Annotated in this window: 21 protein-coding genes; 2 read left to right on the top strand and 19 right to left on the bottom strand. The window is 59.1% G+C overall.

Going from position 1 to position 19,340, the window contains the following annotated elements:
• The first annotated feature begins 60 nt into the window (after positions 1–60).
• A complete protein-coding gene (locus tag BW958_RS06620) occupies positions 61–642 on the top strand; it encodes an HAD family hydrolase (RefSeq protein ID WP_076574946.1) in 582 nt (193 codons plus the stop codon).
• Positions 643–761: 119 nt separating this feature from the next.
• Here BW958_RS06620 and BW958_RS06625 read toward each other — a convergent pair whose 3' ends face one another.
• Complete coding sequence (locus tag BW958_RS06625; RefSeq protein ID WP_076574947.1) at positions 762–1,013, bottom strand: hypothetical protein; 252 nt, start codon at positions 1,011–1,013, stop codon at positions 762–764.
• 400 nt (positions 1,014–1,413) lie between these two features.
• Here BW958_RS06625 and BW958_RS06630 point away from each other — a divergent pair, with 400 nt between their 5' ends.
• Positions 1,414–1,899, top strand: coding sequence for an acyloxyacyl hydrolase (locus BW958_RS06630; RefSeq protein WP_179078824.1), 486 nt, complete (start codon positions 1,414–1,416; stop codon positions 1,897–1,899).
• A gap of 66 nt (positions 1,900–1,965) precedes the next feature.
• On the opposite strand, the gene BW958_RS06635 is transcribed toward BW958_RS06630, so the two are convergent.
• From BW958_RS06635 to pilM, 18 genes are all read right to left on the bottom strand, one after another.
• Positions 1,966–2,766 (bottom strand): DUF1338 domain-containing protein, encoded by an 801-nt coding sequence (locus tag BW958_RS06635; protein WP_076574948.1) that lies wholly within the window; start codon positions 2,764–2,766, stop codon positions 1,966–1,968.
• 55 nt (positions 2,767–2,821) lie between these two features.
• Positions 2,822–4,285: a succinylglutamate-semialdehyde dehydrogenase gene (astD, locus tag BW958_RS06640; RefSeq protein WP_076574949.1), complete on the bottom strand. Its 1,464-nt coding sequence runs from the start codon at positions 4,283–4,285 to the stop codon at positions 2,822–2,824.
• Between the two features lie 41 nt (positions 4,286–4,326).
• Positions 4,327–5,349 carry an arginine N-succinyltransferase gene (gene astA, locus BW958_RS06645; protein ID WP_076574950.1) on the bottom strand — a complete coding sequence of 341 codons (1,023 nt, stop codon included), beginning with the start codon at positions 5,347–5,349 and terminating at the stop codon, positions 4,327–4,329.
• 75 nt (positions 5,350–5,424) lie between these two features.
• Positions 5,425–6,636 carry an aspartate aminotransferase family protein gene (locus BW958_RS06650; protein ID WP_076574951.1) on the bottom strand — a complete coding sequence of 404 codons (1,212 nt, stop codon included), beginning with the start codon at positions 6,634–6,636 and terminating at the stop codon, positions 5,425–5,427.
• A gap of 278 nt (positions 6,637–6,914) precedes the next feature.
• On the bottom strand, positions 6,915–7,496 hold the full coding sequence (locus tag BW958_RS06655; RefSeq protein ID WP_076574952.1) for an anthranilate synthase component II: 582 nt from the start codon (positions 7,494–7,496) through the stop codon (positions 6,915–6,917).
• On the bottom strand, positions 7,496–7,711 hold the full coding sequence (locus BW958_RS06660; protein ID WP_076574953.1) for a hypothetical protein: 216 nt from the start codon (positions 7,709–7,711) through the stop codon (positions 7,496–7,498). The genes BW958_RS06655 and BW958_RS06660 overlap by 1 nt, the downstream gene beginning before the upstream one ends.
• 131 nt (positions 7,712–7,842) lie before the next feature.
• Positions 7,843–8,847: a tryptophan--tRNA ligase gene (gene trpS / locus BW958_RS06665; RefSeq protein WP_076574954.1), complete on the bottom strand. Its 1,005-nt coding sequence runs from the start codon at positions 8,845–8,847 to the stop codon at positions 7,843–7,845.
• A gap of 14 nt (positions 8,848–8,861) precedes the next feature.
• Positions 8,862–9,530: a phosphoglycolate phosphatase gene (locus tag BW958_RS06670; protein WP_076574955.1), complete on the bottom strand. Its 669-nt coding sequence runs from the start codon at positions 9,528–9,530 to the stop codon at positions 8,862–8,864.
• Positions 9,517–10,191 (bottom strand): ribulose-phosphate 3-epimerase, encoded by a 675-nt coding sequence (rpe, locus tag BW958_RS06675; protein WP_076574956.1) that lies wholly within the window; start codon positions 10,189–10,191, stop codon positions 9,517–9,519. The genes BW958_RS06670 and rpe overlap by 14 nt, the downstream gene beginning before the upstream one ends.
• 75 nt (positions 10,192–10,266) lie before the next feature.
• Positions 10,267–11,145: a Dam family site-specific DNA-(adenine-N6)-methyltransferase gene (locus BW958_RS06680; RefSeq protein WP_076574957.1), complete on the bottom strand. Its 879-nt coding sequence runs from the start codon at positions 11,143–11,145 to the stop codon at positions 10,267–10,269.
• 58 nt (positions 11,146–11,203) lie between these two features.
• Positions 11,204–12,730: an SPOR domain-containing protein gene (locus BW958_RS06685; protein WP_076574958.1), complete on the bottom strand. Its 1,527-nt coding sequence runs from the start codon at positions 12,728–12,730 to the stop codon at positions 11,204–11,206.
• A gap of 1 nt (position 12,731) precedes the next feature.
• The gene (gene aroB / locus BW958_RS06690) at positions 12,732–13,811 is read right to left on the bottom strand and encodes a 3-dehydroquinate synthase (protein WP_076574959.1); all 1,080 of its coding nucleotides are present in this window, start codon (positions 13,809–13,811) and stop codon (positions 12,732–12,734) included.
• 13 nt (positions 13,812–13,824) lie between these two features.
• Positions 13,825–14,340, bottom strand: coding sequence for a shikimate kinase AroK (aroK, locus tag BW958_RS06695; RefSeq protein WP_076574960.1), 516 nt, complete (start codon positions 14,338–14,340; stop codon positions 13,825–13,827).
• Positions 14,341–14,514: 174 nt separating this feature from the next.
• Positions 14,515–16,536 carry a type IV pilus secretin PilQ gene (locus tag BW958_RS06700; RefSeq protein WP_083687257.1) on the bottom strand — a complete coding sequence of 674 codons (2,022 nt, stop codon included), beginning with the start codon at positions 16,534–16,536 and terminating at the stop codon, positions 14,515–14,517.
• A 13-nt stretch (positions 16,537–16,549) separates the two neighbouring features.
• Positions 16,550–17,065, bottom strand: a complete 516-nt coding sequence (locus tag BW958_RS06705) for a pilus assembly protein PilP (protein ID WP_076574961.1) — start codon at positions 17,063–17,065, stop codon at positions 16,550–16,552.
• Complete coding sequence (locus tag BW958_RS06710) at positions 17,062–17,673, bottom strand: type IV pilus inner membrane component PilO (RefSeq protein WP_076574962.1); 612 nt, start codon at positions 17,671–17,673, stop codon at positions 17,062–17,064. The genes BW958_RS06705 and BW958_RS06710 overlap by 4 nt, the downstream gene beginning before the upstream one ends.
• The gene (locus BW958_RS06715; protein ID WP_076574963.1) at positions 17,651–18,232 is read right to left on the bottom strand and encodes a PilN domain-containing protein; all 582 of its coding nucleotides are present in this window, start codon (positions 18,230–18,232) and stop codon (positions 17,651–17,653) included. Before BW958_RS06715 ends, BW958_RS06710 begins: the two co-directional genes overlap by 23 nt.
• Complete coding sequence (gene pilM, locus BW958_RS06720; protein ID WP_076574964.1) at positions 18,220–19,281, bottom strand: type IV pilus assembly protein PilM; 1,062 nt, start codon at positions 19,279–19,281, stop codon at positions 18,220–18,222. The genes BW958_RS06715 and pilM overlap by 13 nt, the downstream gene beginning before the upstream one ends.
• Between the last annotated feature and the right edge of the window lie 59 nt (positions 19,282–19,340).

Consider the following 19,340-nt stretch of genomic DNA (forward strand, 5'->3'; position numbering starts at 1 on the left):
CCAGTTACCGTCAGGCTTTCTGTTAAGGTAGCAAGCTGACGCAACCGCCGAGGTGATGCCGTGCTGGAAGATTACGATGCCCTGATTTTCGATCTGGATGGAACCCTGGTCGACTCCCTCCCCTTGCACCACGCCGCCCGCTTGCAGGCCTCTGCCGAGTGGCAGTTGCCCATTTCGCCAGCGCAGTGGCTGGCCAATATCGAGATACCGACCCGGGAATTTTTGCAGCAGGTGGCCGGGCAAGCGTCGCTGACACTCGACATAACCGCCTTTACCCGGCGTAAAGTGGCGATTTATGAAGAGCGAATCGCCGAAATTCACCCTTTTGCGACCATGCTGACACTGCTTAAGACCCATCACGGTCAGCGCAAGCTGGCGATAGGCACCGGCTCGCCGCGCCGGCAGGTAGAGGCTATCTTGCAGCACAACGGACTGGCGGCTTATTTCGATGTGGTGGTTTGTGGTGATGAGGTTGCCCGGCCCAAACCAGCGCCGGATATCTTCCTGCGGGTGCTAGAGCTGCTGGCTCTACCCGCCGGGCGCTGTCTGGTGATTGAAGATACCGAGGCTGGTATGCAGGCCGCAGAAGCGGCGGGCCTCAAGGCACTGCTGGCAGTGCAGGGAACAGTGCAAGCCCGCTAGCCACACCGGGAGAATGCCAGATTAAGAGAGTGCGGGATACGGACCGAGTTTGCACCAGAGCCAACGGCTGCCGTGCAAATGGGGAAAGGTCCCAATCCGTCCCGCGATAAGTGGAGTCATTATTCCGGGGAGATACCTGCGCTCGGGCCGTTTTCATCGGCCGGGGGGCGCGGACCATCCGGGCGTTTGAATCCCTTGCTGGCCATACAGGCTTCAAACTTGCTATCACCGGGGCGACCGCTCTTCTTGCAGATATCAAAGGCCGCTTTCATCGCAGCCGGCATCTCGTGCGGCCCTGGTGGCATACCACTTTCTGCAGCACCAGCCGTGAAGGCCATCACCGCAAACAACATGGGAAAAACGAATTTCATCAAATGCTCCTTGCGCCGGATGGGACGACGCGCAAACAGATCCGCGGGCCTGATAAAGCCAAGTCTCTGCATGTTACCCAAAGGTGCTCAGCGCCATTGTCAGGATTGGGTAAAGATTATGTTGTCTCAATGCAAATCAAGCAGCTGGGGTCGCACTCGGCACTCTCGCCTCCCGCCCCGTCACTATCGGCTCATCTGACCACGACTGTCCTACCCTATCGTCTCTTTAACCGTATGATTTTATTCTGCAAGTCAGCTCTCAAATCGTAACTTTCCCAGTGACCTCCTTTGACAAGCAAAGAGTCGTTTGACTATGCATAAAGTACGCACCACGCATCACATTAAACGCTTACCGTGGATTGGGGGATTTATGCATAACAAGGGAGTTGTTACGGCCTTTATGCTGCTTATGGCAGGAAGCCAGGTACAGGCGCAAGAGAGTGCGATGACGCTGCGACTTGGACAAGAGTTCAAACACAGCGGCTTTGATAGCCAGACCGTCGATATCAGGTGGCAACAGTCAGTCTGGCAATGGGGGGATTCCCCCTGCGGATTGGCGCTCGGGCTGCGCGCCGGCGCCATGGAGGTGGAGAGCGACCGCGCAATCCGGGTCGGTGGCGGCGGGAGTGCTTACTGTCAGTGGGAAAACTGGCGGGTATGGATTCCACTCGATGCGATCTGGCTCAGCAAATACCGCTTTAGCCACAATCATGATCATCTCGATTATGGTGGACATATTCAGTTTACCAGCGGTCTGGGTGTCGGCTATCGCTTTGCCGACCGCTGGCTGGTGGGTTATCAGTACGAGCACATGTCCAACAGCAACCTGTATGACGCCAATCCGGGCGGCGAATTTCATACGCTACTGGTGAGCTACTTCTTCTAGTGCTGCCACCATAACAAGGCGCCCCTGTATGGGGCGCCCTTCATGTCATACCATCCGCCGAGAGCCTTATCCCTTGACGTTGGTCGATTCGAAAATCTTGTCAGCCGAGGCTTCGACAAAGCCCGGATACAGGGTGCCGTCTGGTTGCGGATAGCGCAGAGCAAACTCGTAGAAACAGCTGGGAATACGCTGCACGCCATCGCTGAACATCACCTCGGCCTGATCGGCCATGGTGGAGGATTGCTCCAGCATCACCTGTGGATCGCCCTTGATCTCGCCGCCCACCCCATTGAGTCGAAACCCGGCCGCCTTCAGCGCCGCATTGACCGACTCAATGGTGGCAAAATCCCGTAGCCGGTTGATGCTGACCGTGAAATGGTTGGCTCGATAACCCCACGCAGCCATCCAAGCTGCATATTCGCTCTCGGCCAGCAGAGTCAGATAGTCGCCATGAGCGACCTGCCAGGGCGCACCGCCATAGAGAAAGGCGGGTGAGTCAGCCAGAGTGGCGGGCACCTGAGCGACCAGCTGGTGAATGATGGCCTGCGCCGGCGCCGAGAGCTCCTCGACGTTCAGCTCGCTGATAAACACCTTGGGAGCATCGGGGTCGGCATGCTCAAAGTGCTTGGCGTTGAGTTTTTTAGCCTTGAACTGATACTGCCCTTTCTCCTCATACCCCAGTGCCAGAAAATGGGCCGCCAGCGTGTCCAGACCCAGCCCCGGCAGGTTAAAGGTACGAAACGCCACATGGTCATTGACGATGGGCTCGCCACCACCGAGCAGTGCGTGCACCTTGGGCGCGCTTGGCGTGACCAGGATGTACTGATCCCATAGGTGGCCAAACAGTGTCTCGATATCCTTATTCATCGCTCACTCCTTTGCTTGTCGGGTAACGGCGGGGCGGCTAGCCCCGCTCGCAGGTTCAGAAGCGCAATCCCGGCGACAGCTGCTCTGGCATGCTGGCTTTGCTCTCCTCAACCGAGGCAACCGGGTAGGCGCAATAATCGGCTGCGTAATAGGCGCTGGCGCGGTGATTCCCGGAAGCACCGATCCCGCCAAAGGGAGCTGCGCTGGAAGCGCCAGTCAGCGGCTTGTTCCAGTTGACGATGCCGGCGCGAATGCGCTTGAAAAAGTGCTGCCAGTCCGCCTCACTATCCCCGAGCAGCCCCGCCGAGAGGCCGTAACGAGTGGCGTTGGCAAGATCAATGGCCGCATCGAAATCAGCAAAGCGGATCACCTGCAGCAGCGGGCCGAAATACTCCTCGTCCGGCAGGGCTGCCACCGCAGTGACGTCAATCATGCCGGGCGATACAAAACCGGTGCCAGGCGTCAGATGCTTGAGTTCGAGCAGCACTTCGCCACCCAGCGCCTTGAGCTTCGCCTGCGCCTCTACCATGCCGAGCGCTGCCTTTTCGCTGATCATGGCACCCATAAACGGCTGCACGGTCGCATCGTAGAAGCCGACACTGATGTGGCTCACTACCTCACGCAGGCGCGCCAGCAGGGCATCCCCGACGCTACCGCGTTCGATAAACAGGCGACGCGAGCAGGTGCAGCGCTGGCCCGAGGTCACAAAGGCCGACTGGATAATGGCGTGCACGGCGCCGTCGATATCGCTCACATCTTTGACGATCAGCGGATTGTTGCCACCCATCTCGAGCGCCAGGATCTTACCCGGCTGACCGGCAAACTGCTCATGCAGCAGGTGACCGGTGCGTGACGAGCCGGTGAAAAACAGTCCATCGATGCCCGGGTGGCCTGCCAGCGCCTTTCCAGTTTCAACCTCACCCTGTACCAGATTGATGACGCCGGCTGGCAATCCTGCCTCCAGCCAGATCTTGAGCGTCTCTTCGGCCACCATGGGGGTGAGCTCAGAAGGCTTGAACACCACAGTGTTGCCAGCGATCAGGGCCGGGACTATGTGGCCGTTAGGCAGGTGGCCCGGGAAATTGTAGGGGCCGAACACGGCCACCACGCCATGGGGCTTGTGGCGCACGTAAGCCTTGGCCCCCGGCATCGGGTTCTCCACCGTGCCGGTGCGCTCGCTATGTGCCTTGATCGAGATAGCAATCTTGCCCTGCATGGCCGCCACTTCGGTGCGGGTCTCCCACAGAGGCTTGCCGGTTTCGCGGGCGATGGTCAGTGCCAGCGACTCCTTGTGCACACCGAGCAACTCGGCGAAGCGGGTCACCACGGCAATGCGCTCTGCCAGAGGCAGATCGGCCCACAGATAAAACGCCCGGCGCGCCGCCTGCACAGCAGCATCAACCTGAGTGGCACTGGCTGCGCGTCCACGCCAGATCACCTGTCCCTTGGCCGGATCGACCGAGACAAACTCCGCACCCTCACCGGCCAGCCACTGGCCATCCATCAGCTGTACTTGCATTCCATTGTCTCCGGATTGGGGCAGGCAACGCCTGCCCGACATCATTGTTCGAGTTCGACCACCCGCACCATATCGCCATCCTGCACCTTGAGGGCGGCGGCCAGCTTGGCCGGCAGGATCGCTTCGTGGGCATCCACATTGACGCCGATGGTGCCATAGGCTGCTCGGTACTGACCAAAACGGGTGTTGCAGATAAGAAAGGGGTGTCCGCCGATAGGATCTCCTACCTGCACGCGCAAACGGCGGCTGTTGCGCACGCTGTGTATGTTGTGCAACTCGCACTCCACGGCCGGGCCAGCATCGAAGATGTCCACATAGCCGCGGTTCACGAACCCTTCGTTTTGCAGCATGCGGATCGCCGGGCGGGTTTTTTCGTGGGTCTTGCCAATGACAGCGCGCGCCGCATCGGAGAGCAAGTTTACATAGATGGGGTATTTGGGCATCAGCTCGGCGATAAAGCGTTTTTTGCCGATGCCGGTCAGATAGTCCACGGTCGGGAAATCGAGCGAGAAGAAGTGAGTCTGCAACCACTCGTAAAAGGGGCTGTGACCACGCTCGTCCGAGACACCGCGCATCTCGGCAAAGACGGTGTTATCAAACAGTTCGGGGTGCTCGGCCATAAACAGAAAGCGGTGCTTGGAGAGCAGCCGACCGTTTTGCCCCTCACGAGCACACTCGCGCAAAAACAGGGTACAGAGCTCGCTGCTGCCGGTGTAATCATTGGAGAGCGTCAGCGTCTCGACCACGTTATAGATGCCGAGCTTGGGCGACGAGTGCACCACCTTGCCGATGTGGTAGTTGTAGAAAGGCTGGGAGAGTCCGACAGCAGCATCGATGGCACAGGTCCCGACCATCTGGCCGGTTTCCAAATCTTCGGCCACGAAGAAATAGAGGCAATCACCCTTGCCGGCAGGCTTGTCCGAGAAGGTCTGCGTGGAGGCGTCAATCTTGCGCTGCAACAGCTCATCATTGACCGGCAGCGAGGTCATGCCAGTGCCGGATTCGATGGCACAGGTCTTCAGTCCGGCAAAATCCTTCTGTTCTATGGGGCGGATAACCAACATGAGATAACTCCCTTTATGGACGACAGGCGGGGATCCCGGCTCCTGCCGGGATGGACTCCCCGCCCCATACCAGGATCAGGCTCCGACGACGTGGGCAACCGCCTTCTCAAAGCGGGCCAGCCCTTCGCGAATATCCTGCTCTGGAATAATCAGTGACGGGGCAAAACGCACCACACTGGCACCGGCAACCAGCGCCAGCAGACCCTGATCGACACTGGCGGTCAGAAAATCGCGGGAGCGGCCTTGATACTGCTCGTTGAGCACGGCACCAATCAGCATCCCCTTGCCACGGATCTCGCTAAAGCAGTGGTATTTGGCGTTAATAGCTTCGAGCCCTTCACGCATCCACTGTTCCCGTTGCTTGACGCCATTAAGCACCGCCGGGGTATTGATGGTGTCGAGTGCCGCTTCAGCCACGGCGCAGGCCAGCGGGTTGCCGCCATAGGTCGAACCGTGCGTGCCCACCTTGAAATGGGCGGCAATTTTGGTCGTGGTCAGCATGGCACCGATGGGGAAGCCGCCGCCCAGCGCCTTGGCACTGGTCAGGATGTCCGGCGTCACGCCAAGTCCCATATAGGCATACAGCTCGCCGGTACGCCCCATGCCGGACTGCACTTCATCAAACACCAACAGGGCGTTGTGCTTGTCGCACAGCTCACGCACGCCACGGGCAAACTCAGGCGTCGGGCTGATGATGCCGCCCTCGCCCTGCAGCGGCTCCATCACCACGGCGCAGGTGTTGTCCGAGATAATGGCTTCGAGCGCAGCCAGATCGTTGTAAGGCACGTGGGTGATGTCACCGGGCTTGGGACCAAAACCGTCAGAGTAACTTGCCTGTCCCCCGACACTCACGGTAAAGAAGGTGCGACCGTGGAACGCCTGGGTAAAAGCGATGATCTGGGTCTTGTGCGCACCGAACTCGTCGATGGCGTAACGGCGGGCCAGCTTGAACGCCGCTTCGTTAGCTTCACCACCGGAGTTACAGAAGAACACCTTCTCGGCGAAAGTGGCATCGACCAGTTTTTTAGCCAGGCGCAGCGCCGGCTCGTTGGTCATGACGTTGGAGAGGTGCCAGAGCTTTTCACCCTGAGTCTTGAGGGCCTCTACCAGCGCCGGATGGCAGTGACCCAAGCCACTGACCGCAATCCCACCGGCGAAATCGACGAACTCGCGGCCTTCCTGATCCCAGACACGTGAGCCCTGACCACGCACCGGAATCACCTTGGCTGGCGCATAGTTGGGGACCATCACTTCATCAAACAGTTCACGTGTCACTTGCTCTGACATAGCTGACTCCTTGCAGGTGGCGATCAGGATAATCAACCACCGAAAAGTTAAATCCGTGTAAACACGGCTGGATTATCACAAATAAATAGAAAAAAGTCTGCAACCTAGCCACTCAGGGCGAACAAAACTCGACCAGCACTGAGAAATTAGGCAGCCCCATTGCATAACGGAGCATGCCATCTTGGCAAGCGCCAAATGTGGCGCAGAGAAGAGATGAATAAAATTTCAGTTAGAAAGGGCGAAAAAAGAGGGATTTATTGAGCGGGGAATCACAAAAATCAGCGTTTTTGCAGGAAATTGGCCAGCAGTTCATGACCCTGCTGGCTCATGATGCTCTCCGGATGGAACTGAACGCCTTCGATATCGAGATGCGTGTGGCGCAGCCCCATGATCTCGTCTGGCGCCCCTGATTCATCCAGACTCCAAGCGGTGATCTCGAAGCAATCGGGCAAGCTGTCACGCTCGACAATCAGGGAGTGATAACGGGTGACGGTGAGTGGATTACAGAGGCCGCCAAACACGCCACGGCCATCGTGGCCAATCAGCGAGGTTTTGCCGTGCATCACTTGGCGCGCCCGCACTACCCGCGCGCCAAACACCTGCGCCAGCGCCTGATGGCCAAGACAAACGCCGAGAATGGGCAGACGCCCGGCAAAATGACGGATGGCAGCGAGCGATATCCCAGCCTCATTAGGTGTACAGGGGCCGGGAGAGATCACCAGATGATCCGGCGCCATGGCCTCAATGTCAGTCAGGCTAATGGCATCATTACGTCGCACCTCCACCTGCTCGCCCAGCGCGCCAAAATATTGCACCAGGTTCCAGGTGAAGGAGTCGTAGTTATCGATCAGCAGCAGCATCAGCGATCGAGCAGGCGACCTTGTTCCAGTTCGCGCTCGCGTTGGCATTCGGCCAGATAGATGGCGGCGGCAACGGAGGTCTCTTGGTGATGGCGATCGATGGCATTGGAGACCATCAGTTGCAGGGTGTTGGCGTTTTTCGCTTTACGAAATTTACGCAGCCAGTGACCTTTGTCTTCCAGCTCAGTCATGGGTACTTCGGATTGGGCAGTCATGCGATCTCGACAGATTGTGAACCATACGACGACAAGGGATGGTACCTTGTGGCTGAATTAATTGTGGGTGGCTAAAACAAAGAAAGCCAGGTCACGAACCCGGCTCTCTTCTACTACACCTTCCCAGTATGTCAGGCTCGAGGAACGAAGCCGATCACATCATATACGCTGGCAAGGGTTTTTTCAGCTCTTTCACGCGCCTTTTGTGCTCCGTCAGCCAAAATTGACTGCAGCAGCGGCTCATCCTGACGCAGTTCGTGGAAGCGGGCCTGAATTGGCTCAAGCAGCGCCACCACGGCATCGGCGCACTCGCCCTTGAGATGGCCGTACATTTTGCCATCAAAATGTTCGACCAGTTCGGGGATGGAGCGATCGGTCGCGCCCGACATCAGGGTGAGCAAGTTAGAGACACCCGGCTTGTTGTCCACATCAAAACGCACGACCGGCGGATTGTCAGAATCCGTCACCGCGCGCTTGATCTTCTTGGCAACCTGCTTGGGATCTTCCAGCAGACCGATAAAATTGGCCTCGTTGTCATCGGACTTGGACATCTTCTTGGTCGGATCCTGCAGGCTCATCACCCGCGCCCCTTCCGGCGGAATGAAAGGCTCCGGCATGGTGAACACATCGCCATACAGGCTGTTGAAGCGGTAGGCGACGTCACGGGTCAGCTCGAGGTGCTGCTTCTGGTCATTACCGACCGGCACTTGGTTAGCCTGATACAGCAGGATGTCAGCGGCCATCAGCACCGGATAACCAAACAGACCGACGTTGACGTTGTTCTCGTAGCGGGCCGACTTGTCCTTGAACTGGGTCATGCGCGACAGCTCGCCCATCTGGGTATAGCAGTTGAGCACCCAGCCAAGCTCGGCGTGCTGCGGCACGTGCGACTGGATAAAGACGGTACTCTTGGACGGGTCGATGCCAACGGCCATATAGAGCGCAGCCGCATCCAGACAGGCCTTGCGCAGAGCCTGGGCATCCTGACGCACGGTAATAGCATGCATGTCGACGATGCAGTAGAGGCAGTCGTAATCGTTCTGCATGTTGACCCACTGACGCAGGGCACCCATGTAGTTGCCGATGGTCAGTTGGCCGGAGGGCTGTGCGCCACTCAAAACAATTGGTTTAGCCATTGCGAAAATCCTTATCAGGGCAGAATCGAATCCAGCCCGCAGAAGTGATCAAATAACCAGTCAGGGTGCGAATCGGCGATATCGCGCCCGTAGTTGTAACCGTAAGTCAGCGCCACCACCGGCATTGCGGCAGCGCGGGCAGCCAGCACGTCGTTTTCCGAATCGCCCACCATCAGGGTGCGCGATACCGGGATGGCTAGCTCGTGGCAGGCGTGCAGCAAGGGGGCCGGATCCGGCTTTTTCTGTGGCAGGCTGTTGCCACCGAGCCAGAGCGAGAAGAGCGAGCTGATCCCCAGCGCGTCGAGGATCGGCGCCACATAATCGCTTGGCTTGTTGGTGACGATAGCCAGCTGATAGCCGGCTACGTGCAGGCGCTGCAAGGTGGCAGCCACGCCGGCATACATCTCAAGACCGTCGAGCAGACAAGCCTGATAGTGATCGCCAAACAGGGGGCGCGCCGTGGCAAACAGCGCCTCGTCGGCACCGGCATGGGCCAGTGCACGCTTGACCAGCTTGTCGGCACCATTGCCAACCCAGGTGCGCACCGTGGCTTCCGGGGCGGTGGCAAAACCGCAATCGGCCAGCATACGATTCACCGCCAAGGCCAGTTGTGGCGCACTGTCGATCAGGGTGCCATCGAGATCGAACAGCACCAGATCAAAGGGACGTTCAGCGACGGACATGGGCCAGCTCCGCGCGCATCTGGTCGATCACCGCCTTGTAATCGGGCTTGCCGAAAATAGCCGAGCCAGCCACAAACATGTCGGCACCGGCTTCGGCAATTTCACGGATGTTATCGACCTTCACACCGCCATCGATCTCGATGCGGATGTTGCGACCACTGCGCTCGACCAATTCGCGCACCTGACGCAGCTTGGCAAGGGTGCCCGGAATAAAGCTCTGACCACCAAAGCCCGGGTTGACCGACATCAGCAGGATCACGTCCAGCTTGTCCATCACATACTCAAGGCAGGTCAGCGGGGTGGCGGGATTGAGCACCAGACCAGCCTGGCAACCCTGCTCCTTGATAAGGGCCAGGGAGCGGTCTACGTGGTCAGAGGCTTCTGGGTGGAAGGTGATGAGCGAGGCACCGGCCTTGGCAAAATCGGGAATAATGCGATCCACCGGCTTCACCATCAGGTGCACATCAATCATGGCCTTGATGCCGTAGTCGCGCAGCGCCTGGCAAACCATGGGACCAAAGGTCAGATTGGGGACGTAGTGGTTGTCCATCACATCGAAGTGCACCACATCGGCCCCGGCGGCCAGCACCTTGGCCACATCCTCACCCAGACGGGCGAGATCGGCGGAGAGGATAGAGGGGGCGATCAGAAAGTCGTTCATCGGCATCATCCATTGGCTGCTAGGCGAAAAAACGGCGCAATTTTACCGCAAACCCCACAGCGAGACGAGGCCGAATCACACCGGCGTGATCACATCCGCCTGTGGCTCCTGCGGATACCAGCCCTGCTCGGGGGAAATCCCGGGCGGATAGAGAGCCAGCAACTCGGCCACCTTGTTGCGACCACCACCGTTACGGCTGATGGTGCGTTTGACCTGCACCTCATCGAGGCGGGCACCGCGATAGAGCTCGCGGGTCAGCTCGATATCGTGGTTACTGATCAGCACCGGAACCCCTTTCTCGGCGGCAGTATGGCGCGCCAGACGAGCCAGCACCGCCTGATCGTCCAGCGTAAAGCCGCCAGCGGCATAGGTGGTGAAGCTGGCCGTGGTTGAGAGCGGGGCGTAGGGAGGATCGCAATAGACCACCCAGTCGCTCTCGGCGCGGGCCATGGCATCGGCGTAGTTTTCGCAGATGAAGGTGGCTCGCTGCGCCTTCTCGGCAAACTGCCACAGCTCTTTTTCCGGGAAGTAGGGCTTTTTGTACGAGCCAAAGGGGACGTTGAAGCCGCCCTTTTTGTTGTAGCGGCACAGACCATTGAAGCCGTGCCGGTTCAAATAGAGAAACAGCTGGGAGCGCTCAAAACTGTCAGTGCAGCCATTAAACTGGGTACGCAGACGGTAGTAGGCCGCCTTGTTGTTGTGCTCGCTCTCAAACCAGCGCCGCGCCTCGGCAATCAGCCGATCCGGACTCTGCTTGAGGTGGTTGTAGAAATCGATGAGATGCGGATTGATGTCATTGAGCACGTACTCCTCATAATCGGTGTTGAGAAACACCGATCCCGCTCCGACAAAAGGCTCAAGCAACACGCGCCCCGGTGGCAGGCGCTCGGAAATCTCTTCGATCAGGGAGAACTTTCCCCCCGCCCACTTCAGGAAGGCGCGTGTTTTTTTCATGAGAGTCCAGTGTGCGATGAGGCTCGAAAAGGGGGCGGAGTTTACCCCCTTTGCTTGGCTATTTCTTCAGTTCTTTCTTCACCTGGGCAAATGACTTGGGCCAGGGCTGCTCTTTGAGCAGCGCCGGCGGCAGAGCCTGAATCGCCGAGCGGGCCTTAGCCAGGGAGCCGTGATCGCCATCGATCACCACGTACCACGGATTGCCACGGAACTGGGTCTGGTACACCCACACCTTGCCAGCCAAATTGTGGGTAGAGACAAAACTCTCGACAGCGGCCAGATTGCTGGCACCCATCAGTTGCACGGTGAAGTGACTGCTGCTCTTGGCATTGAGGGTGGCCTTGGGGGTCAGCGTCAAGGCGCCGGAGGCGGCCGGAGCCGCAACCACGCTGGTCCTCGGCGCCGGGGCCGTTGTCGCCGGCTTGGGCACAGCCGCCGCAGGTTCGGGGATAGTAACCACTTCCTTGCCCGGGACCACCGCCTTTTCCACGTCAGTGGGCAGGGCGCCACTGACCGGCGGCTTGGTCATCAGTTTTTCCACCACTTCGTCGGCGATGACCACGCGGCGGCCTTCGTAATTCTGGCTCTGGGTAGTGACGGTCTGATCGGAAACCTGATTAGGCAGCGTGGATTGATCGCTCTTCCAATCCTGCGCCACCCCGTTGCTGTTGGCTGGCTGGCTAGCAGCACTGCCGGACGCAGCGCCCGAGACTGCCGAGCTATCGGTTGCCAGAGTCGAATCGGTGATAGGCGGAGGCAAGGTGCCGCCTGGATGCTCAACCTGGGCGTCGGCCGGTTTGTTATCCCCCATGAAAGAGGGGACCAAATAGGTCAAGCCAAGCAGGCCCAGCGCCACGGCAGCCAGAATAATGGCCGCTTTGCGGATCGGGAAAGCCTCGGGACGTTTACGCGGGCGTCGGTCTGTCATCAAATCCTCCAGAGACATCATGATAGTGGCCGGGTGCCCTTTGGCTTTTGCCAGGATCTCGACCACCTTCTCCTTGGTTAACAGCAAGGAGGGCACCTTGAGCTGATTGCCCTTCTCGTAGAGAAAAATCTTCTGTTCGGGCGGCGACAGGGGGGCAATCTCCACCATCAAGGGCGGCATCGCTCGCCCCTTGAGTGCGCCCATCTGCTGCTGGCACCAACTCTCCTGGCAGGTGACCACCACGGACAGCTTGTGCGGCTGGGGCAGGCGATCATTGGCCAGCATCAGCTCCCACAGCTCACCTAACAGCTCGCGTGGCAGTGCATCGAGGTTATCGATGAGGATCGCCAGTTGCAGCCGCTTGCCTTCGGCCATACGCAGAAAGCTGTCAGCGAGCGAATCGGCAGCGTTGAACAGGGGTTGGGGCACCATCTGGCGCAGCAGGTATTCGCGCACCTGTTCCATCTTCATTGCCCCATTGGCAATCAGTGAAACCGTGCGTAGTTGCTCGGGGATGCGCTCATTGAGCAGCTCCAGCAACATAGAACGCCCCGAGCCTGCTGAACCGGCCAACAGGGCAAAGGGGTGATTGAATTCGATGAGGTGGAGCAGCCGCTCCACCAGCTGGCGCTGGCTCGGCAGCTGCAACTGTTTCATGTCAGGCACGACCACGCTCGATGATCTGGGACAACTGCGCCTCGGTCACCGCAGAGGTCACCTCGGCCGCCCCGATACCACGCGGCAGAACCAGCCGCAGGCGTCCTTCCAGCACCTTTTTGTCACGCCGCATGTGGCGGATAAAGGCGTCAAAATCCATCTCCTGCGGTGCATGCACCGGCAGATGGGCCGCCAGCAGCAGCTGGCGAATACGGTCACGCTCGCTCTCGCTCATCATGCCGCACAGCACCGCCGTGTCAGCTGCCTGCATGGTGCCGGCGGCCACCGCCTCACCGTGCAGCCAGTTGCCATAGCCCATCTCAGCTTCAATGGCGTGGCCAAAGGTGTGACCGAGATTGAGCAGGGCTCGCACCCCGTTCTCGGTCTCATCCTGGGCGACCACATCGGCCTTGATGGAACAGCAGCGCATAATGGCGTGGGTCAGGGCCTCACCATCGAGTCGCTGCAGGGCTGTCATATTGTCTTCAAGCCAGGTAAAGAAGGCGTAATCCCAGATGATGCCGTATTTGATCACTTCGGCCATACCGGCCGCAAATTCACGCTCGGGCAGCGTGGCAAGACAATCGGTATCGATAATGACCGACTTGGGCTGGTAGAAGGCCCCGATCATGTTCTTGCCAAGCGGATGGTTAACGGCCGTTTTGCCGCCGACCGACGAGTCAACCTGGGAAAGCAGAGTGGTCGGGATCTGCACAAAAGGCACGCCGCGCTGATAACAGGCCGCAGCGAATCCCACCAGATCACCGATCACACCACCACCGAGCGCAATCAGGGTCGTATCACGACCATGGTTGCCGTCGAGTAGTGCACTCATCACCCGTTCAAAGGTTTCCAGGTTTTTGTGCGCCTCGCCGTCGGGCAGCACCAGCGTATCCACCCGATAGTCGCCAAGCTGGGCCAGCACAGTCTCGAGATAGAGCGGCGCCACCGTTTCGTTGGTCACCACCATCACCCGCTTGCCCCGAATCACCTCACGATACAGCTCAGGCTGACGCAGCAGCCCTGCCCCGATCACGATGGGATAGGAGCGCTCACCCAATTCAACGACCAACCTTTCCATGGTACTCCCCGGATTACATACCGATCAGTTTGACGATCTGGTTCGCCACCAGTTTGGCGCTCTGTTCATCGGTGTGGACCACAAAATCGGCCACCTCTTGATAGAGCGGATTGCGTTCTTCGGCCAGACGCTCCAGCACAGAGCGCGGATCATCGGTCTGCAGCAGCGGACGACGCTTATCGCGTTGAGTACGGGCCAGCTGTTTTTCGATAGTGGTCTCGAGATAGACCACGATGCCACGGGCCGACAGACGGTTACGGGTTTCGCGGCTCTTGATGGCTCCACCACCAGTTGCCAGCACGATACCCTGCATTTCAGAGAGTTCTCCTATCATGCGCTCTTCGCGGATACGGAATCCCTCTTCCCCTTCAACATCAAACACCCAGCCGATGTCGGCTCCGCTGCGGCGCTCGATTTCCTGATCGGAGTCGTAAAACTCCATATGGAGCTGCTCAGCCAGATGTCTGCCGATGGTGCTCTTGCCCGCACCCATGGGACCTACCAGGAAAATATTGCGTTTTTCAGCCATGTTCTTTCGTTAGTCATTACATACAGTAAGACCCTGGGCAGGAGGCCTCAGGGACACCAATGAACCTCATCTTACGATGGATCAGACGGGGGATTATCTCAGTTGACACAGGGGCTGGCAACCGCAGAGACAGAAGCCCTGCCGCATAACCGGCCGGGCCTCCCTGTTAGTAGGTCATAGAACGTCTGTCACAATGCGGGGTGTGACGAAGATCAGCAGCTCACGTTTTTTGTTTTCACTGACGGTTTTACGAAACAAAATCCCGAGCCCGGGGATGTCGCCGAGCAGCGGCACTTTGCTCACATCACTCTTCACCGTCTGCTGGTAAATACCGCCCAGCACCAAGGTTTCGCCGTTATCCACCAGCACCTGGGTGGTAATGGATTGGGCGTTGATCGAGACCGCATCCCCGGTTCCGGTCGGGACGGTTTCCCCCTTGGTATCCTGGGTCACGGTCAAATCCAGGATCACCCGGTTATCCGGCGTAATTTGTGGCGTCACTTTGAGACTGAGCACCGCTTTTTTAAACGTGACCGAGGTAGCGCCGCTGGATGATGACTCCACATAGGGGATTTCAGTCCCCTGCTCAATCATGGCCGGCTTCTGGTTGGCGGTGGTCACTCTGGGGCTGGCGATAATCTCGGCCTTGCTCTCTTTTTCCAGTGCGGAGAGCTCCAGGTCAAGCAGAGTACCATCAGCCAGTCTGGCCACTTGAAAGGCCAACGAGCCGGCCGCGTTGGCCACCGGCAGATTGACGTTAAGACGATTGGACACATCACCGCGCGCCGTCGTCGCACCATCGTTATTACCACTGGCATCATTGCCCTCAATGGTGCCCGAGGTGCTATTGCCGTGGCCGTCATTCTTGGTCACCCCCCAGCGCACCCCCAGCGCCTCGTCATAACCGTCATCGATAGTGACCATGCGCGCCTCGATCACCACCTGCCGCACCGGAATATCGAGCAGGCTCAGCATCCGTTTGACGTTATCGATCACCTCGCTGGTGTCCTTGATAACCAGAATGTTGGTACGCTCATCCAGACTGACCGCCCCGCGCTTGGAGAGCAGCGAGGTTTTTTCAGAAGCGAGCAGGGCCGCCACTTCGCTTGCCTTGGCATAATTGACCTGCAGGTATTCAGTCACCAAGGGCGCCAGCTCGGCCACCTGATGACGACTCTCCAGTTGCTGCTTCTCACGGGCGGCCAGCTCTTCGGCCGGCGCCACCAAGAGGATGTTGCCATCGAGCCGGCGATCGAGCCCCTTGACCTTGAGGATCACATCCAGCGCCTGCTCCCACGGCACCCCATCCAGACGCAGCGTGATATTGCCGGTCACCGAGTCGGTAGTGACCAGATTGAAGTGGTTAAAATCGGCGATAATCTGCAGCACGGTGCGCACCGGCACATTCTGAAAATTCAGGGAAATCGGCTTGCCGCCATAGTGGGGGCTGGATGCATCGGCTTGCTTGCGCGCCACCTGAACCACCAGCATCGTTCCCGACTGGTCGTAGCGATAATCAAAACGACCGTCAATGGCGAGTTCAAACAGGGCATCCTCTCCCTGCCGTGACGCTTCGATACGGGTCACCGGCGTCGCAAAATCGCGCACATTGAGTACGCTCAGCCACTCCTGCGGCAGGCTGGTGCGGTGCAGACGAACCCGCAGTGTCTGTCCGCTACTTTTCACATCGAGCGCGGCGGCGGTGCTGTTGAGCTGAACCAGAAACTCCCCCTGCCCCTCCTTGCCACGGCGAAAATCGAGACTGCGCACGCTGTTGAGCACTGGCTTGTCTGCGCCAGCCTGCGACGGAGCCGCGCTGCCCAGCACGATATCGATAGTCTTCCCCTGCTTCATCACCTGATGGGTCACCGTCGCATCCAGCGCCACCAGCACATCCAGCCCGCCGGAGACCTTGACCACCTGCACCTTTTCGACACCCGCGCGATTCACCGGCAAGGGATTTTGCTCCAAACGACCATCGGCGCCAGCCAGATGCACTCTAAGCTGACGACCTCCGCCTTCGCGCAGGTCACGCACCTCATTCACGGCTTCATTGAAATCAAGCGCCAGAACCAGATGATCGCCGCCCACTGGCGTCACCCGTAGCGCCTGTAGCAGGGGGGCAGCCCACGCGCTCTGGCACACCAGCAGCAAGATGACCGCCCACTTTACGCACCGGATCGTCCCTGTGTTCATGATGCTCCCAGCCTCAAGATTGTTTATCGCCGGTCGTCATGACCAGCTGTGTCTGTCGCGATACCCAGCATCCCTTGCCATCAGGGACCGTCTCTTCCAGCGCCACTGAATTTGCTGTAATCGCCGTGATCACCCCATGATGCAGCCCCAGTTTCTGCCCCTTCCCGACCTTGACCACCCGGCCGTCGGGCGTACCAATCAGAGCCCATAGCTCCCCGCTGCGGGCCAGCGATCCCGTCATCACCAAGTTCTCCAGGGCGTACTGCTCCAGCGGTTGTCTGGGGCCATCCGCCGCGCGCTGCTGACATTCCGGCTTGCCTTGCTCACTGCTACGCTGCTCCGGTTTGGGTTCAATAAACGGGCTGCGTTCGCGCTGTGCGGTATAGGGCAGCGGCTCGAACGAGGTGGCGACCGGCAAGGGTTCGATGGGGGCAGCAGGTCTGGCCCTGACCTCTGCCAGATAGCGGTCAAGATCGTCACTCTGCTGACAGCCGGTCAGCAGCAGGCAGAGCAGCCATGTGCGTCTCATGGCTTCTTCTCCGGACGTTTTTTCTTGGCATCCTGACCGTTGTAGCGATAGGTCTTGGCCAGCATGTTCATGGTGAGCTGCTCACTCTCTTTGCCCACCGCCAGCGTGAAATTCTCGAGAATGACAATGCGCGGCAGGGCAGCCAGCGCCGCGGTGAACTGCCCCAGTTGGTGATAACTGCCCGCAACCTCGATACGCATGGGCAGTTCGGTTGAAAACTCATGCTCCACCTCAGGCTCCCAGTTGATGCGGTGCAGCGCCAGCCCGCTGTTGGCGGCGATAAAGCTGATGTCATCGAGCAGCCCTGCCACCTCGCTGGTGTTAGGCAGTTGCCGTAGCTGGGTGTCAACTCGCCTAGCCAACTCATTCATCTGCGCCCGATAAGCCGGGAGACTTGCCGCCAGCCGCGCCTTCCCCTCAAGCTGGGCGCGCAGCTCACGCTCCTGAGCCTCGGCTTTACTCAATTGCCCCAGTGAATCAGCCACCAGCAGATAGTAGAGACCGCCTGCAAGCAGCAGACACAACACCAGGAGCAACAGCACCTTGGCTGACCTTGGCCAGCTGCCCACTTCGCTAAAATCGAGTTCATTGAGCTGCTGCAGGTTCATGATGACCTCCGCTCTTTAGCTGCCCAAGAACTTGGAATTGAACGGAAAATTGGCTGAGCGCCACCGGCGCCCGGTCGCTGGCAAAGATGGTGCTGATGCGCGATTGCCCGAGCCAGCCGGTGCCATCGATTTGCCGCAGCATGTCCGCCACCCGGCCGTAGGCCTCGGTCTTGCCGGTGATGTCCGTGCGCGCCCCTTGTAGCTGTAATTGGCCAAGATAGACACCGTTCGGCACCAGATGTGGCAGCTCGCTGAAAATACGCACAGGCAGATTGCGCCGCCGCTGCAGCTCATCGATCAGGTTCATCCGCGCCAGCAGCGCCGTCTTGGCTTCGCGAATGCGGGCAATGTCGGCAAGCTGTCCATCCAGAGTCTGGATCTCCTGCTGCAGGCGCTGGTTACGGACTTGCTGACGGGCAATTAACTCATTCACCAGCATGTTGCCGGCCAGCACGGCGCCTGATGTCAGCAGCAGGCAACCGGCCATTAGCAGAGCAAATTCCCGTTTTTGTCTGGCAGCCACCTGCTGGCGCCAGGGCAGCAGGTTTATCGCGGACATGGGATAAAGCTCCGTAGGGCCAACCCGAAGGCGGTCATGAATCGGGGCCCCTGACCGGCCAATGGCAGCGACTCACCGGCAAACAGGGCAAACGGGTCGGGATGCAGCACCTCAATGCCCAGTTCAGCCGTGAGCATGGCGGGTAGTTCCGGCATCAGGCTGCCACCACCACAGAGCACCAGCGTGCCCAACTCGCGAAAACTCGAGGCGCTGCAAAACAGCTGACTATTGCGGCGGATATGTTGCAGCAAGGCGTTGACGTGGGGGCCGGTAACATCCTGCTCGTGGTGATCCGGCAGGTTGTAGCGCAGCTTGGCCTGCTCGGCCTCGTCGAGGGGCAAGTTATAAAAAGTTGCAATCGACTGGGTATAGTTGTCGCCACCAAAGTTTTGCAGGCGGGAGTAGATCACCTCGCCGCGCACCATGGCGGCAAAGCTGAGCGTGGTCGCCCCCACATCCAGCAGTGCGACCACCTTGCCTTCTGCCGCCAACTCCGGGTAGCAGGCCAGCACGGCGCGCCCCAGTGCATGAGTCGCCACATCGACGACACGGGTTTGCCAACCAGCTTCGGCCAATGCCATCACCCGGCCATTGATACTCTCGGTGCGTGCGGCGCTGAGCAGCACTTCATGGCGCGCCGGATCGTTGGGACTCGGACCCAGCACCTCATAGTCAATGCTCACCTCATCGAGAGGAAACGGGATAAGCTGCTCGGCCTCAAGCTGAACCCGGGTGCCCAGATCGCTCCCGTCAAGCTCGCGCTCGAGCTGCAAAACCCGGCTAAAAACGTGCGAGCCACTGACAGCGGTGGCCGCCAGCGAACCAGAGTGGCGCAGCAAACTGCGCAGCGACTTGAGTGCACCACCGACCCGCTCGATGTCTTGCAACTGATGCTCGACCAGCGCCCCTTTGGGGGTTGCTACTTCCACCGCGCTCTCGATGGCAAATTTGCCTGCTCGCCCCGCCAGGGTTACTGCCTTGAGGGTGTGCGTCCCGAAATCGACCCCGACCAGTCCAAGCAAGGCCCTCTCACGAAAGAGTCCCAGCATGACTGTTGATATCCTTATCTATTGATTTTTCAGTCTAAGACAGGAATCGCGGATTAGAC

The sequence above is a fragment of the Aeromonas sp. RU39B genome (assembly GCF_900156095.1).
Taxonomy (GTDB): Bacteria; Pseudomonadota; Gammaproteobacteria; order Enterobacterales; family Aeromonadaceae; genus Aeromonas.

Bases quoted from the DNA above. Each gene is read 5' to 3' on its own strand.
- aroB (WP_076574959.1), bottom strand. From the start codon at position 13,811: ATGGAAAGGTTGGTCGTTGAATTGGGTGAGCGCTCCTATCCCATCGTG.
- BW958_RS06650 (WP_076574951.1), bottom strand. From the start codon at position 6,636: ATGTCAGAGCAAGTGACACGTGAACTGTTTGATGAAGTGATGGTCCCC.
- BW958_RS06705 (WP_076574961.1), bottom strand. From the start codon at position 17,065: ATGAGACGCACATGGCTGCTCTGCCTGCTGCTGACCGGCTGTCAGCAG.
- BW958_RS06685 (WP_076574958.1), bottom strand. From the start codon at position 12,730: ATGAAACAGTTGCAGCTGCCGAGCCAGCGCCAGCTGGTGGAGCGGCTG.
- BW958_RS06660 (WP_076574953.1), bottom strand. From the start codon at position 7,711: ATGACTGCCCAATCCGAAGTACCCATGACTGAGCTGGAAGACAAAGGT.
- pilM (WP_076574964.1), bottom strand. From the start codon at position 19,281: ATGCTGGGACTCTTTCGTGAGAGGGCCTTGCTTGGACTGGTCGGGGTC.
- BW958_RS06655 (WP_076574952.1), bottom strand. From the start codon at position 7,496: ATGCTGCTGCTGATCGATAACTACGACTCCTTCACCTGGAACCTGGTG.
- BW958_RS06700 (WP_083687257.1), bottom strand. From the start codon at position 16,536: ATGAACACAGGGACGATCCGGTGCGTAAAGTGGGCGGTCATCTTGCTG.
- aroK (WP_076574960.1), bottom strand. From the start codon at position 14,340: ATGGCTGAAAAACGCAATATTTTCCTGGTAGGTCCCATGGGTGCGGGC.
- trpS (WP_076574954.1), bottom strand. From the start codon at position 8,847: ATGGCTAAACCAATTGTTTTGAGTGGCGCACAGCCCTCCGGCCAACTG.
- BW958_RS06670 (WP_076574955.1), bottom strand. From the start codon at position 9,530: ATGTCCGTCGCTGAACGTCCCTTTGATCTGGTGCTGTTCGATCTCGAT.
- BW958_RS06710 (WP_076574962.1), bottom strand. From the start codon at position 17,673: ATGAACCTGCAGCAGCTCAATGAACTCGATTTTAGCGAAGTGGGCAGC.
- BW958_RS06635 (WP_076574948.1), bottom strand. From the start codon at position 2,766: ATGAATAAGGATATCGAGACACTGTTTGGCCACCTATGGGATCAGTAC.
- BW958_RS06680 (WP_076574957.1), bottom strand. From the start codon at position 11,145: ATGAAAAAAACACGCGCCTTCCTGAAGTGGGCGGGGGGAAAGTTCTCC.
- astD (WP_076574949.1), bottom strand. From the start codon at position 4,285: ATGCAAGTACAGCTGATGGATGGCCAGTGGCTGGCCGGTGAGGGTGCG.
- BW958_RS06625 (WP_076574947.1), bottom strand. From the start codon at position 1,013: ATGAAATTCGTTTTTCCCATGTTGTTTGCGGTGATGGCCTTCACGGCT.
- rpe (WP_076574956.1), bottom strand. From the start codon at position 10,191: ATGAACGACTTTCTGATCGCCCCCTCTATCCTCTCCGCCGATCTCGCC.
- BW958_RS06630 (WP_179078824.1), top strand. From the start codon at position 1,414: ATGCTGCTTATGGCAGGAAGCCAGGTACAGGCGCAAGAGAGTGCGATG.
- astA (WP_076574950.1), bottom strand. From the start codon at position 5,349: ATGTTGGTTATCCGCCCCATAGAACAGAAGGATTTTGCCGGACTGAAG.
- BW958_RS06715 (WP_076574963.1), bottom strand. From the start codon at position 18,232: ATGTCCGCGATAAACCTGCTGCCCTGGCGCCAGCAGGTGGCTGCCAGA.